The sequence below is a fragment of the Clostridium sp. UBA4548 genome (assembly GCF_002387895.1).
Taxonomy (GTDB): domain Bacteria; phylum Bacillota; class Clostridia; order Clostridiales; family Clostridiaceae; genus Clostridium_J.
In genome coordinates, this window is sequence record NZ_DGLI01000044.1 from 150,731 (window position 1) to 165,920 (window position 15,190).

At 30.3% G+C, this 15,190-nt stretch carries 11 protein-coding genes; 2 read left to right on the forward strand and 9 right to left on the reverse strand.

Annotated elements, in window-relative coordinates; all coding sequences use genetic code 11:
* Positions 1-107: 107 nt before the first annotated feature.
* From B3040_RS16165 to lepB, 6 genes are all read right to left on the reverse strand, one after another.
* Positions 108-2,261 (reverse strand): HelD family protein, encoded by a 2,154-nt coding sequence (locus tag B3040_RS16165; RefSeq protein ID WP_291575467.1) that lies wholly within the window; start codon positions 2,259-2,261, stop codon positions 108-110.
* A 179-nt stretch (positions 2,262-2,440) separates the two neighbouring features.
* Positions 2,441-3,532, reverse strand: a complete 1,092-nt coding sequence (locus tag B3040_RS16170) for a mandelate racemase/muconate lactonizing enzyme family protein (protein WP_291575473.1) — start codon at positions 3,530-3,532, stop codon at positions 2,441-2,443.
* 261 nt (positions 3,533-3,793) lie between these two features.
* Positions 3,794-5,185, reverse strand: coding sequence for a dipeptidase PepV (gene pepV, locus B3040_RS16175; RefSeq protein WP_291575475.1), 1,392 nt, complete (start codon positions 5,183-5,185; stop codon positions 3,794-3,796).
* Positions 5,186-5,587, reverse strand: a complete 402-nt coding sequence (locus B3040_RS16180) for a PqqD family protein (protein ID WP_291575477.1) — start codon at positions 5,585-5,587, stop codon at positions 5,186-5,188.
* A 136-nt stretch (positions 5,588-5,723) separates the two neighbouring features.
* Entirely contained in the window at positions 5,724-7,643 is a 1,920-nt protein-coding gene (locus B3040_RS16185) for an OPT family oligopeptide transporter (protein ID WP_291575483.1), read from the reverse strand.
* Positions 7,644-8,002: 359 nt separating this feature from the next.
* Complete coding sequence (gene lepB, locus B3040_RS16190) at positions 8,003-8,518, reverse strand: signal peptidase I (RefSeq protein WP_291575485.1); 516 nt, start codon at positions 8,516-8,518, stop codon at positions 8,003-8,005.
* A gap of 390 nt (positions 8,519-8,908) precedes the next feature.
* On the opposite strand from lepB, the gene B3040_RS16195 reads away from it, so the two are divergent.
* Positions 8,909-9,634: a pirin family protein gene (locus B3040_RS16195; protein WP_291575487.1), complete on the forward strand. Its 726-nt coding sequence runs from the start codon at positions 8,909-8,911 to the stop codon at positions 9,632-9,634.
* A gap of 85 nt (positions 9,635-9,719) precedes the next feature.
* Here the strand turns inward: B3040_RS16195 and B3040_RS16200 are convergent, their stop codons facing one another.
* Together B3040_RS16200 and B3040_RS16205 are read right to left on the reverse strand one after the other, a co-directional pair.
* Entirely contained in the window at positions 9,720-10,289 is a 570-nt protein-coding gene (locus B3040_RS16200) for a hypothetical protein (protein ID WP_291575489.1), read from the reverse strand.
* 383 nt (positions 10,290-10,672) lie between these two features.
* A complete protein-coding gene (locus B3040_RS16205; RefSeq protein WP_291575491.1) occupies positions 10,673-11,833 on the reverse strand; it encodes a CD0519/CD1768 family membrane protein in 1,161 nt (386 codons plus the stop codon).
* Between the two features lie 776 nt (positions 11,834-12,609).
* Here B3040_RS16205 and B3040_RS16210 point away from each other — a divergent pair.
* Positions 12,610-14,361: a phosphoenolpyruvate carboxykinase gene (locus B3040_RS16210; protein ID WP_291575498.1), complete on the forward strand. Its 1,752-nt coding sequence runs from the start codon at positions 12,610-12,612 to the stop codon at positions 14,359-14,361.
* Between the two features lie 81 nt (positions 14,362-14,442).
* Here B3040_RS16210 and B3040_RS16215 read toward each other — a convergent pair whose 3' ends face one another.
* A complete protein-coding gene (locus tag B3040_RS16215; protein WP_291575500.1) occupies positions 14,443-15,189 on the reverse strand; it encodes an acyl-[acyl-carrier-protein] thioesterase in 747 nt (248 codons plus the stop codon).
* Between the last annotated feature and the right edge of the window lies 1 nt (position 15,190).

Consider the following 15,190-nt stretch of genomic DNA (forward strand, 5'->3'; position numbering starts at 1 on the left):
AATTATTTAACCTTTTGAAATAAGTATTCATTAGCAATGCCCCCATAACACTAATAAGCTTATCTACAACAAATATTAGCTATGGACTTTAAAATAACAAAACCATCCTACTCATTAACTAATTCACTGGTTTTAATCACAAATAGATTATGAAGAGCTCTAGTACACATAACATACATTAATTTATCCTCAGTTATAAGTCCTTGTTTTTCTGTATTAACAACTACTACTCCATCAAATTCTAAACCTTTTGCAAAATAAGATGTAATTATTATTAATGAGTCTCTATGAACTACATTTTCCCTATCTATAATCTTTGCACTAACTTTACTACCGATAATATTTTTTACCTTGTAGGCATCTTCTAAATCTCTAGTAATTATAGCTATATTTTCTAACTCCTTATTTTTCATAGTACCTACATAGGTCTCTATAAATTTTGAAAGTTCTTCACTATTTTGAGCCTCCACCTCTACTACAGAGTCCCCACTTCTTACAAGTGGTACTATGTTTTGGGCCTTAAGGAACTTATTGCTATATTCCATAATTTCTCTTGTTGATCTGTAACTTTTATTAAGCTTAAACTCTTTAGTGTTAAAGTTATTGATGAATTCATCTACTGAAAGCATAGGAGGTTTATTATCCTTCATAGGAAGTATTCTTTGATTACTATCACCCACAATAGTCATGGACACAGCCCTTGTATACTCCTTAATAGCTATAAACTGCATTAGCGAGTAATCCTGGGCTTCATCTATTACTATGTGTTTTACTTCCTTAGGTGATTTAATTCCTTCTAATTTAACCTTTAGATATAATAAAGCTCCTAAATCTATTTCTGTAAGCTCTTTACAAATAAAACCACTATTTATTTCTTTATATAAACTTATTACATCTGGTGGATCTAAAAAGTCTAAAGTTTTCTTAATTTCTATTAGTTCCTGAATTAATTCTCTTATTTTAAGTTTTCTATTAAAGTCTAGGTTATTGATATGAAAAATTAATTCATCCTTTGGATAGGAAGCTTTTTCCTCATCATATTCCTTTTGAATTCTTCTGAATTCCTCATCTCTTACATCTTTCAATCTAGAAAATATAATTCTCTTTACCTTTTTACTTCTTCTAAAAAGAGGTAACATATAAAACTCATGGCTAAACATTTTTTCCATTTCTTCTGAAGAAATTACTTTACGTTTTCTAAATTCAATATTCTTGGATGAAAAATAAGCCTTATTTAATTTATCTACATAATCATCTATAAAGTCCTTATATTTAATAGATGTTTTGTAGCTAATTTCTTCTTCATAATTTTTATCTCCAATTAAAAACCTTTCCATAATATCCTTCAATGAAATAACACTATCTATATCTAAAATATCTAAAACAAAATCCTTAAAGGTAGTTTGTATTACTCCACTTTCCCCTAAACTAGGAAGCACTGTTGATATATATTCCATAAAAATATTATTTGGTCCTAGTATAAGAACTTTATCCTCTAGTATTTTTCTGTAATTATATAAAAGATATGCAACTCTATGAAGAGCAATAGTGGTTTTTCCACTACCAGCAACCCCATCAACTACTACAGTTTCAGTTCTTGACTGTCTTATTATATCATCCTGCTCCTTTTGGATAGTCATTATAATATCTTTTAATTTATCTGAAGAATTTTTACTGAGCATCATTTGCAAAATATCATCTTTTACATCTACAGCAGAATCAAATAATCCTTCTAGCTTCCCTTTTTTTATGATAAACTGTCTTTTTTGGAGAACAGATACTTCCACCTTTCCCTTTGGAGCTTCATAATAACCCTCACCTATACCACCATTATAAAAAATCGAAGATATAGGTGCTCTCCAGTCAACTATTAAAGGTTCAAAAGACTCCTCTGGAGTAACTCCAAATCTTCCAATGTATATTTGTTCAACTCCAAAATCATCTTCTCTAAAATCAACTCTACCGAAGTATGGTGACACTTTTAATATATTTAGCTCTTTTAGCCTTCTATCTATAGTTTTAAAAGCCTCTTCTTTTACATATCTTTCATGATCAAAGTATTCAATTACTTTGTCTTCATCATCTCTATATTCTTCTATAAACTTTTTTCTATAATCAAGTATATATTCACTTATTCCTTTTCGCTTTTCTATGTACTTTAATATTTCTTCATTAATAATCCTAATTGTATCAGCTAATTTACCCTCTTCTATTGAAATTTCTAGCTGTTTTTTTATTTCTTCATTAATCTCATTATTCACAGTTATATTTTCCTTCTTTCATACTCTTAAATTTTGTCTAATATATAAGTTCCAATAAGGTTACCTCATAATGATAATTTTATCTATTGACTAGAAAACTAAAATTTCGAAGTTACATTACTGGAACATATATTATTAAAATCAATTTTAAATTATAATTTTTACAAAAGCTATGCTATCTAAATTGTAATTTCTTCCCATCCTATTATATCTGTTATTCCTAAACCTGGCTCCTCGGATAGCACAATTCTATTACCTTCAATAGTAGCTCCACCAACAATTGGATCCTCTGAAAAATACAACATTGTATCTAAGTCTGAAATTATCATATTACTTTTAGCTGCAGCAAAACTTGCAGCTGCTGTTATTCCTACCTTGCTTTCAAGCATGCATCCCATCATACACTTAATACCCATAGTATCTGCCATATTATATATCTTCATGGCATTATGAATTCCACCGCTTTTCATAAGCTTTATATTAATTAAATCACAAGCTCTGTTTTGTATGATTTTAAAAGCTTCTGGAGTAGCAAATACTGATTCATCTGCTAAAATTAAAGTATCAACATTTTCCTTAACAAACTTTAACCCTTCAATGTCCCAAGCCTTCACTGGTTGCTCAACAAACTCTATATCTAGATCTAATTCTTCAATTTTTCTTATGATTTTCACTGCTTCCTTTGGAGACCATCCTTGATTCCCGTCTACTCTTACCTTTATTCCTTTTCTAATGGCCTTTCTTAACAGCTTAACTCTTTCTAAATCATGTTCAGGATCTTTGCCAAGCTTTATCTTTATATTGCTATAGCCATCTCTTACAGCATCATAAGCTGCACTTACCATATTTTCTACAGTATCATACTGTATTGTCATGTCAGTAAGTATCTCCGAGTTATATCCTCCCAATAGTTTAAACAGTGGTATATTTGCTCTCTTAGCAGCTAAATCATACAAAGCCATATCGAAGGCAGCCTTAGCGCTATTATTGCCTTTAATGCATTCATCTATAGTTTTTGTTATACACTCAAGACAGCTAATATCCATACCTTTAATATGCTGTGCTATATGTTTAATTGCCCCAACTATGGAATCTTCTGTTTCACCAGTGACTCTTGGAGCTGGAGCAGCGCTACCAAATCCTATTTCCCCTCCATCAGTAATTATTTTTAAAATAACTTCTTTTGAATAATTATATGGCCTATCTCCAATAAGAAATGGTTTTTTCAACGGCACAGTAATTTTACCAACTTTTACATCATTTATTATCATTTTAATTATACCTCTCACCATAAATTTTAATTAAATTATTTGTTTCTCTGCATAATTTAATTATATGCAACATTAAATTGGATTTTTCTTATATTTATCTATTATTATACCCAATTAAAATACTTTTTCAATGGAAATAAGATTTTCAATTTAATTTAAACTGAAAAACATAGAGAAGAGCATGCTCTTCTCTATGTTTAAATTAAGCTGTAATTAATCGTATTCTATTTAACTCACTTACAATTACAAAAGGTCTATTTTCTATTTTGCTAGTTCATATAATGCATGAGTATATATTTTTGTCATTTGAATTAAATCTTCTATTACAACATATTCATTTGGTTTGTGGATTACATCTGGATCCCCTGGGAAAGTTGGTCCAAAAGCTAAAGTATTTGGCATCTCCTTAGCATAAGTTCCTCCACCTATTGATATTAAAGTACCCTCTTTACCAGTCTGCTCACTATAAACCTTTTGAAGAGTCTTAACTAGAGGATGATCTGGTGAAAAATACAATGGTTCTTGATGAGTGAAGTTTTCAATAGCAAATCCTGTATTTTCAAGAGTTCTATTAAATGGTGTCATCATATCCTCTAAAGTTTTTGTTACAGGATATCTTAAATTTAAAGTAACTACAACTTTATTCTCATCTATACTTATTTTTCCTAGGTTGAAAGAAAGTTTTCCTGAATCCTTATCTTCTAATAGTACTCCGAAGGTTTCACCATGGATTTCCATACCTACGTACTCAGCTAAGAATTTTATTGAACTTGATATGCAATCATCACCAAGTGGTAATACATTTAAGAAAGTTATAATTTGCATTATAGCATTTTTACCAAGTTCAGGCGTACTACCATGCGCAGAAACTCCTACAGATTTAATAGTAACTCTATTTTCATTAGCTTCTGCTTTCATGTCATAACCATTTACTTTAGCAAAACCATTTAATTTATCTATTAAATCACTTGTATTAGCCGTTACTACTAGTGCCTCTGCATAATCAGGAACCATATTTGGAGCTACTCCACCTTTTACATATTCAACTACGAAGTCACCTTGCGCCCTAGTTTTTACGTCCTTAACTATATTGAAAGTAGTTATGCCTTTTTCACCATTAATAATTGGGAAGTTAGCATCTGGAGTAAATGCAGCAACTGGTGGCTTTTCTTTTTGTAAGTAATAATGTAATTCATTACTACCAGTTTCTTCATTTGTTCCAAATATTACCCTTATTCTTTTTGTAAGTGGTAAATTAGCATCCTTTATAGCTTTTAATCCGTAAAGACAAGCTACAATTGGTCCTTTATCATCTAAAGTACCTCTTCCAAAGATCTTATCATCATGAATTTCTGCCCCATAAGGAGGATGTATCCATCCATCACCTTCAGGTACAATGTCTAAGTGACCTAATGCAGCTACATAATCTTCACCTTCACCAATTTCAGCGTACCCAACATAGCCATCAACATTAACAGTTTTTAATCCTAATTTCTCAGCATTATCTAAAGCACATTGTAAAGCCTTAGCAACTTCTTCTCCAAAAGGCATTCCTGGCTTTGCTTCACCTTCTAAACTTCTAATCTTAACCAACTCTTGGGTAGTTCTTATTATGTCTTGACGCATTTCATCAATTCTTACATTTAAATCCATTTAATTCATCTCCTTATTTTCTTCATCTTTGGGCTCTAAGGTTTTTACCTCTTTGAAATGAATCCAACCCTTTCTTGATAAGTAAGTTGAATAGGTAATTAGTTTTTCAATTGCAGTTTCCTTTGTTTCTCCAAAAACTTTTGACATTTCCATTGCAATTTCATAAATATTTTTTTCTCCATCCATTAATAACCATGCAGTGGAGCCTTGCTGATCTAAAGTTAAATCACTAACATTATTCTTTCTAACAAGCCAACTAGCAAATTTTTCTATTGGCTTATCGTGTTTAAAGTATAAAGTAACAAGACCATCCTTTTCAGTAAAATTAGTATGTTTAATCACTGGTACATAGAGAAGAAAATTATACTTATCATTTTTTGTCTCAGTAGAACTTTTTTTCATAAAATCACCTACAAAGTAGTTAAGAGCCCAACTAAGGGCTCTTAACATTATTATTTGTCTCAAAATTATAAGTAAAACCCTTAATAACTTTGATTATATCATTATTTATATTATTTGCAATAAATAGTAATTTATTCTACTTAGATTTAACTGAGAAATTGTAAACCCATAATCCTAGTAAGAAGTACATTGCTGTTGCAAATATTGCATTTCCAGTTAAAGCTGGAATGAAGTTTGCACCAAAACCAATGTTTAATCCTATTGTAGCTGCACCTGCTACAACGATACCCATTAAGGCATCTCCAGCAACAAGTCCAGATGCAAGTAATATACCTGTTTCAACTTTATCTTTCTTAACAGTTTCATCATTCTTGAATTTTCTTTCAACTAAAACTCTTACGATACCACCAACTAGTATACCAGCATTTAAGTGGATTGGTAGGTATAGACCAAGAGCAACTGGAAGTATTGGAAGTCCAGCAAATTGACAGAATACAGCTATTGATGCTCCAACGAATACTAGAGCCCATGGTAACTCACCTGTCATAATTCCTTTAATAACCATTGACATTAATGTAGCTTGTGGAGCAGCAACTTCTTTTGTTCCTATTCCATAAGTAGTGTTAAGCATGTTGATAACTAATGCTGCAAACACAGATGCTATAACTAAACCAATAAACATACCAACTTGAACTTTTCTAGGAGATCCTCCTATGATGTAAGTTGTTTTTAAACTTTGTGCAGTACCACCTGAAACAGCTATAGCCACACAAACTATACCACCAATTAATACAGCTACGATCATAGCCTCTTGGTTTGTTTTTCCTAATGCTTTTAAAGTACCAGCAACGAAAAGTAATGTTGCAATTGTCATACCTGATACTGGGTTATTAGAAGCTCCAATTATACCACACATTCTTGCTGAAACTACAGCAAAGAAGAATGAGAATACAACTGCTAGTATAGCTCCAAAAATACCTGCTTCTCTAAACATTGGTAGTAACCAAGCTAATGCAAATACAATTACTGCTGCTCCAATTACCCAAGTAATAGGTGCATCTTCTTCTGTTCTTTTAACTGAACCAGCACCTTTAGCACCAATTCCAGCCATTGCAGATTTGAAAGATTTAATGATAGTTGGTGCTGATTTACCTAGAGATATAAATCCTCCAGTAGCAACAGCTCCAGCTCCTATATATCTAACATATTTACTCCAGATGTCCCATGCTCCCATTTCTGATATTAATTGTGTAGATGGGAATAATGGTGCTGATAATCCTGCTCCGATAAATTTAATTAACGGAATTAGACCAAGCCAAGCAATTAAAGAACCACCAAACATGAATGCTGATGCTTCTGTACCAACGATAAATCCAACTCCTAATAATGAAGCTAATGTATCAAATCCAAATATTGAACCTTGATATTTAGTTATAACCCATTCTGGTTCTTCAAGCCATAGCTTAAATCCACCAGATAATAATTTATAACCTGCTCCTACTCCTAAACCAGTCATAACTGTTTTAAATCCAGCTCCGCCTTCGCTTCCGTTTACTAAAACTTCTGCTGCAGCCATAGACTCAGGATAAACTAAATTTCCATGTTCTTCAACAATTAAGAATCTTCTTAATGGAGTAACAAAGAATACTCCTAGAAGTCCTCCTAGTGTAGTTACAATAACTACTGTCCAAATACTTAAGTCAAATCCCCATAATATAATTGCTGGAAGTATGAATATAATACCACCAGCTATAGATTCTCCCATAGCAGCAACAGATGCAACTAAGTTAGCCTCTAATATATTATTTCTTCTAAATATTCCTTTTAAAATTCCTGTTGCAAGTATTGCTCCTGGGATACCAGCAGAAATAGTTAATCCTACTTTCAATCCAAGATAAGTATTTGCAGCTGCAAAAATGATTGCGAATATGATTCCTAGAAAAATAGAATATCCAGTTGATTCTGGCATTGCTACTGTTGTAGGAACAAATGGAAGATAGTCATCACCATGAACACCGCCATAAGCGTTATGGGATAATTTTTTTGTATTTTCCATCACTTTACCTCCTCTTAAATTATTAAATATGTGCTATTAAAGAATATCACATTTCGACAAAAATATTAATTCCAATTTTGGCTGTTTTACCAAATTATCCAGCTAATAGTTCATTTTTCATTAGATTGCTACATTTTTCACACATTTTATGAATAATTTTAAAATATATAATTAACAAAATGTAAACAGGTTTACCATTGCTTTAATATGTTTAATTTAATTTATTTTTTTTACAAAACCACTTAAGTTACTATGTCTATTATTATCCAAAATCAGATGAGTTATTACTATTTTTCATAAAAAAACAAAATCTTTGCAAAAGCTACAAAGATTTTATTAAACTTCCTTAGCAATATTAGTTATTTTAGAGCACCAAATCTATTGAAAGGTTTTATAATAAATTTTGCTTCTCCCATAATTTCATCATAAGGTATGTATGGATTGCTCCAGTACCTTGAATCTACCGAATTTGCTCTGTTATCACCTAAAAACAAATAGCACCCTTCGGGAACCATAAAAGTACCTACTTTGTCACTCTTGTATTTAACGTAAGATTCCTCTAGTTGTATATCATTTACAAAAACTGTTCCATCAGACTTTATCTCAACCTTTTCATTTGGAAGACCAACTAACCTTTTAATTAAATCTTCATTAGCTTCTTTTGAATGAAAAACTAAAATATCTCCCCTTTTCAAAGATGAAGGCCTGTAGTTTCTTAGCACAAATATTTTATCTCCTGGTTTAATAGTAGGATACATAGATTCTGTTGGTACACTAACATTGAAAAATATAAATTTATTAATAATAAAGGCTAGGATTATAGCACATATAATTGGTATTGCCCATTCCTTTACAAACTTCTTTACTATGTCCATATATATCACCTCATAATAATTCATAAAATTTATTTTATCACACTTGGAAATCTTTATCAAATTCTCTTTACTTTTCATAGACTTATTTAATAACTTCATATTTCTAAACCAATATTAATATGTTAATTAATATTTTAAAATTTATATTTACTTATACCTATTTTAAATTTTAAAAATATATTTGTAATTTTAAAACTAAAATATATGTAATATGCCTAATTTTTAACTGTTTAGTAAAATTAGAGCTTGCTATATAACTAATATAATCTCACTTGCAAAATAATAAGGTTATTATAGTAGAATTGTGAAAAACATACCATCTATTATTATTTAAAAAATACTAATAATAATACTAGTAGTAAAAATAATTTCATAGAAGGAGGGGAAAATATGATAACTAAAAAACCTTTAAGTAATATGGCTGAAAGTAATATTGGTTGGATTAAAAGTACTCATCATTATTCATCTAGTAAACATTCAACTTCCAAATATAAGAGTTTTGGTGTTCTACAATTATTAAATGATGAAGTTATCTTACCAAGAAGTGGTTTTCATAATCATCCTCACTATGATATGGAGATTTTGTCTTATGTGGTTGATGGTGAGTTAACTCATGGAGATAGTTTAGGAAATGAAAGTATATTAAAAAAAGGTGGAGTTCAATATATAAGTGCTGGTTCAGGTGTAACTTACGAGGAGCATAATTTTGGAATTAACCCCTTAAGATTTATTCAATTGTGGATTTTGCCAGATAATAAAACATCTAATCCAAATTATATGAGTTATGATTTTTCTTTAAAAGATAATAAAAACCATTGGATTTATATGGTTAGCAGTAAAAATGGACTAGCTCCTGTCAAAGTTAACCAAGATATAAATATTTACAGTGCAATGGTAGAAAAAGAAAATAGTGTAGAATTTAATATCCGTGAAAACAGGCAAGCTTATCTTATTCAAATTTATGGTAAGTCATTTGTAACAAGTTTAGAGGAAAAAAACCACAAAGTTCTACTGGAGGAAAAGGACGCATTAGAAATATATGAAGATGAAATAAAAATTAATACTGTTGAAAATTCTCATTTTCTGTTGGTAGAAATGAATGAGTATGTTAATTAAAAGTAAAGCATGATTTAACTTAACTTTTTAAGCATAGGCAGTTATAAACTAATGATCAAAGTTTATAACTGCTGTTTTTTATGTTTTAAATCTCTATACACCCTCTTGCAAAATTGTAAAGTTCATAAATAATATAATTGTTGGTTTCTTTTATCAACTTTTCTTCATCTATTACAACTACAGGTAATTTCGTATCTTTAGAAAGTTTATCCGCAATTACATCAAACTGAAGTTTACTATATTTCGTCTTCACTCCTAAAATGATATTAAAAGAATTTTTAACTTCCATCAATCTATTAATAAACTTATCAAATTCACCAAGTTCACTTAAATTATAAAGAAAAACATTAAGATCCCCTTTATTATGCTCTTCAAGCATATACTCATCTAACTCTGAAAGTAAAAAACTATTTAAATACTTTATTTTCCTTTCATTATTAGATTCTTTACATGATTTCTCAAAATTTAAATTATCCTTATTCCATCTATCATTACACTTGCAATATTCTATGAAGTATTTTCCTAATTGTCCCACTCCAACAATATTTATAAAACGCTTACTCTCTTTAACTATATTTAAATTAATATCCTTATATTTTTGTAATAAATGTTCTAACTTTTTATAATCTATGTAGTTAACGTGATTGTTTAACATATTAGTCCCCCCTACACCTTAAATTAAATATAATACTATTATGACATAATTTTATAAATATTCAAACTATTTTTCTTAAACATATTTATTTTATTACATTTTGTTTTATTTCATGTTGCAACTAAAAAAAAAAAAAAAAAAAAAACACAAAAGGAATTGTATGTAGAATGTAATAATGATATTGCATAAATATATCTAATTCTAATTTGTACTCACTTTAACATAAGTTAGTTAAAATTTTTAGAGTAATATGGAAATAATATTCCAACTCACATAAAAGAAACACTATAACCTTAAAATATGTTGTCAAATACAGTAAAAGAGTTAAATTTCTAACCTGCTTTACTATATAGTATGTCATATAAAGGCTATAGTGTTTTTTATTAACTTATTAATAGATATAGAAAATGTGCAACAATTCCAGCTGCAATTCCCCCAAAGGTATGGCTAATTATAGCTTTACCAGTTAATTCTCTGCAATTTAAGCTATCCATCATAGCAACGTGTGTACTTAAATACCCACTCCAACACATTCCCATAGCAGTAAATACTGCTATTTCATTTCCTCCAATTAACCCTTGTTCTAACATCTTAGGAACTAATCCCATTGCAGCTCCTACAGCCCCTAAAGAGGTAATTGGAAAAGCAATAGCTTCTGAACTTTGGAATCCAAATAAAGGACTAATTATAAAACTTAATTTGCTTCCTATCCAAGGAAGTAACTTTACGCCTTCGTAAGCTGCCCCAGTATATTCCCCTGTGGCTGAGGGTCCATTTGTAAGCATTAACACTATGGTGCAAATTATTAATACTCCTGGTATTATGGCTAACCCCATTTCTACGCCTGACTTCCCCCCCTCTAAAAGAGCATCCATAATCCTTCCACCTGCACTACCTTGTCTAACTTCTCTATAATTTATCATATCAAAGCTTTCACCATCCTCAACTACACAATACTCTTTTTTACCATATATTTTCGATGTAAACCTTAACATTATCCTCGTACTAACAATACTACCTACTACCGCACCAATATTGCCAATGATTCCAGCAAGAATAAAACTTTCTCCTACAGGAGACTTTTGGCTAATCATAAAGGTTGTAACTATAAGTCCCATCCCAAAGGCAGTCCCTAAGTTTGTAAGGGCAGGTATTTGGTATTTCTTAAAATAGCGCCTAAAACCCTTATCATCTGCTAGTGTTAAAATCGCAGGATTATCTGATAGATAGGTTGCTAAAACCGCTATAGTTGCTGCTCCAGGCAAATCATAAAGTGGTTTCATTAATGGCGATAGTATTTTATTTATTATGGAAACTACTCCAAATTCGGAAAGAAGTGCAGATATTGCTCCAGCTAAAACTGCTATGGCTAGTATATAAAATACTGTATCCATCAGCAATCTATAGGCTGTGTTCATTAGAGTGTTAAACATATTTATTGTACCCATAACACTACCTATTCCCAAGAAAACCCCTATAAAAATTACTAAAAATATAAATGCTTCTGTACTAATGGCCTTTTTTAACGGCTTATTTTGTGACACTGATTTCTCCCCCTCTATTAATGCACATAACCTAATGACTAAAATTTCCTTCTTAATTATGTGATATTTAGTAAAGCTTGTCAATTATTAAATCAAAGGGGTAAACTATGTTTATTTTTCATTTTAATGAATATATCAATAAATTATTCACTATACTTCTTTCATGGTTGGTTTTCATTTATTTTTTGCATAATTGTGTATTTTCTCAATAATCTGTTCAAAAAATGTTTACAACATTTACTTTTAATAACCACCTCCATAGTGCCATATCCACTTTAAAAAACTATGTTCAAGGTATTACTACTACCATATACTTTATTAAGCTTCTTTTTGTTCATACAACATTTAACAACATTTCAGAAAGATAATTCACTGATTCACCTTTAGTGTTCACTGTAACTTAAGTTTTAAAATTAGTTAAGGTAAGAATCTTTTTCTAAAAATAAAATTTTGGTGTAATGAAATATTTTTGTACACAAAGGTGGTTTTTCTTAGTTAAATGTCCTTCCAAAGATTTTTTTAAAATGAACTTGTTCATTAGCTAAGAAGAGTTTGCGAAATAATAATTTGAAAATTGCATTATAGTATAACTTAAACTTCATTTTTATCGCTTTTTCTATTCCAAATCTCAATAAAATGTATTATACTTATAGTAACTCCTGCATATTTTATATGTAATATATTATGGAATATATTGTTTTAAAAATAATACTATAAAAAAGCATCTTAAACCCTAATAAATTAGAAGTTAAGTTACTTAAGTTGGAGGTGAATATATGAAAAAGGAATTTTCAATAAGTAATGACAAGGTAATGATAAACTTTTCTGCCAAGTATTGTAACACCATAGAAAACCTACTAAAAAGTGAAGGCTTTAGAAGAGTACTTTTATCTTATTATAATAGAGTTAAAAGTAGAAATTCTAATGTTTACAAATTTCTATGTGAGAATATAGAAAACACTGATAGTGAAGAAATTACTGATGAACTGGTTGACCTTTTCAGATTACTAACAGTTCTTAAAGCTACGGAAATTGTACGACTTAATACTAGGTATGAGAAAATTCTTAAAGATAAGTATGAATTCTTTGAACTTGTAGAAGATTTTTATGGTTTTTGGAGACGCTTGGAAAGATACTCCATAATACAAAACAACAAAGTCACTGATGGTCTAGCTTCTGTAAGTTTTATAGAAGCAAATAATAAATTCACAAAACTGATTTTAGACTTTTACAGAAAGATTCAAGAAAGCATCCTTTCTGCTGAACCAACTGTTTATCGTCAACTTGCTTCTGGAGCTAACGCGGGGTTGATATTAAATAATACAGTTTGGCCTTGTCCTTATGAATATGAGGTTTTAGAGGATATCCCTTTTATTAATACCATAATGCTAGAAGCTCCTTTTATAACTTATCCAAAGAAAAACACTAGAGATGGGTTCTTTACTGAGACCTTCAAAAACCCTCTGAATGATTGCTATATCAATACCGATCACTGGTTTTGCTACCCTGCTTTAGTAGGTGAAGTTTTAGCCTTCATTTATTTTCATAGAGATTTAATGGCTCACGGTGTTACCCTTTGTAATCTATTTGAAATGGCAAAAGAGGATGATTACAGAGGTAAAAAACCAGATATAGTTTATGTATTTGGAGCCAAGGATGACTATGACAGGATAAGAACTATTTTTTATGATGATGTAAAAAATGGCATAATGCTTGGTTATGTTAACTATGATGAAGCCATAGATTATTTTGGCTACATGAAAAAGATGACTCTTACACTTCATAATCTAATCATGATAAAAAAAGGTTACCTTCCCATCCATGGCGCCATGGTCAACATAATTATGAAAAACGGAAAATCTGCCAATGTGCTTATCATGGGTGATAGTGGGGCTGGAAAATCTGAAAGTTTAGAGGCTTTTAGAAGTCTTAGTGAAGATTATATAAGCGATATGACTATTATATTTGATGATATGGGCTCCATAAAACTTAGAAGAAATGGTCAAAAACCTAAGGCTTATGGCACAGAAATAGGAGCCTTTGTAAGACTAGACGATTTAGATCAAGGTTATGCTTTTAAAGAAATTGATAGAAGTATATTTATGAATCCTGATAAAACTAATGCAAGACTGGTAATGCCTGTAGCTACTTATAAGGATATACTGAAAGGTTATCCTATTGACTTATTTCTTTACGCAAACAATTTTGATGATGTGACTGAAAATACAAAAGCTATAGAATACTTTAATTCTGTTGAAGAAGCCATACCTATCTTCAGAGATGGAGCTAGAATGGCTAAAGGCACCACTTCTGAAAAAGGACTGGTAAAATCATATTTTGCAAACCCCTTTGGTCCTTACCAAAGAATGTCAGAGACAGATAAATTAATTGACTTATATTTTAATGAATTTTTTAAAACCGGCGTAAAGGTTGGCCAAATAAAAACTTGTCTTGGAATCCAAGGTAAAGAGAAGGATGGTCCAAAACAAGCTGCTATCGAATTATTTGAAATTATTAAGGAGTTGTAAGGAAGTATTCCTAACTTTCTTCTTATCACAGTATATTTTATCCTTTAACCTAAAGGATACTGTAGAAATTAAGCTTTATAATTACTCTTCTATAAATGTAACTTTACACTGAAAGAACTGAGTCTTAGTCTCTTTCTCTAAGCCTTCAATATAATATGTATTGAGGGCTTCTTTGTGTACATATTTATTTAAAATCACTTCATCCCCATATTTAGCTTCCTTTATAAAATTTAGCTGAAGAGAAGCTATTCTCTTATTTTTATAATCTTCAAGATTAAAAACATCTTCTACCCAACTAATATACTTAGCATTATTTACATGCATATTTAAATCAATATCACTATAAGTCACTACTCTCTCTATAGTTCCTACTAACTCATTAGGCATCTTAATCTTATCTAATTTTTTCTCTTCTCCAAATCTATTTTCTATGCTATCAACCCCTAAAGAGATTCTAGTAGGTCTTTGTGGAAACTTAGAGTTTACATCCAATAAAAGATAATATGCTATTATATTTCCTAGCTCATTTTCATTTGCATCTATAATTCTAAAATTACGCTTAAAGAACAGTTTGTCTATACCACTTGGCCAAGTCTCCATTATTATTTCATCCATATTTTTAGGATATTTAATCATATTTACTTCAAGTCTTGAAACTACCCAAAATAGCCCTTCACTAATCAAATGATTATACCCAATTCCTATGCTATTTGAATGTTGCTCTGAAGTTTCTTGCATATAGTTTATTAAGGAAAAGAGTTTAACCTTACTTGTAAAATCCGTATCATAAAATTTAACTTTAAAAAACTCTCTATGTATGTTTTCCATA

Coding starts and splice junctions, on each gene's coding strand:
- B3040_RS16210 (WP_291575498.1), top strand. CDS start 12,610: ATGAAAAAGGAATTTTCAATAAGTAATGACAAGGTAATGATAAACTTT.
- B3040_RS16195 (WP_291575487.1), top strand. CDS start 8,909: ATGATAACTAAAAAACCTTTAAGTAATATGGCTGAAAGTAATATTGGT.
- B3040_RS16180 (WP_291575477.1), bottom strand. CDS start 5,587: ATGAAAAAAAGTTCTACTGAGACAAAAAATGATAAGTATAATTTTCTT.
- pepV (WP_291575475.1), bottom strand. CDS start 5,185: ATGGATTTAAATGTAAGAATTGATGAAATGCGTCAAGACATAATAAGA.
- B3040_RS16170 (WP_291575473.1), bottom strand. CDS start 3,532: ATGATAATAAATGATGTAAAAGTTGGTAAAATTACTGTGCCGTTGAAA.
- B3040_RS16215 (WP_291575500.1), bottom strand. CDS start 15,189: ATGGAAAACATACATAGAGAGTTTTTTAAAGTTAAATTTTATGATACG.
- B3040_RS16185 (WP_291575483.1), bottom strand. CDS start 7,643: ATGGAAAATACAAAAAAATTATCCCATAACGCTTATGGCGGTGTTCAT.
- B3040_RS16200 (WP_291575489.1), bottom strand. CDS start 10,289: ATGTTAAACAATCACGTTAACTACATAGATTATAAAAAGTTAGAACAT.
- lepB (WP_291575485.1), bottom strand. CDS start 8,518: ATGGACATAGTAAAGAAGTTTGTAAAGGAATGGGCAATACCAATTATA.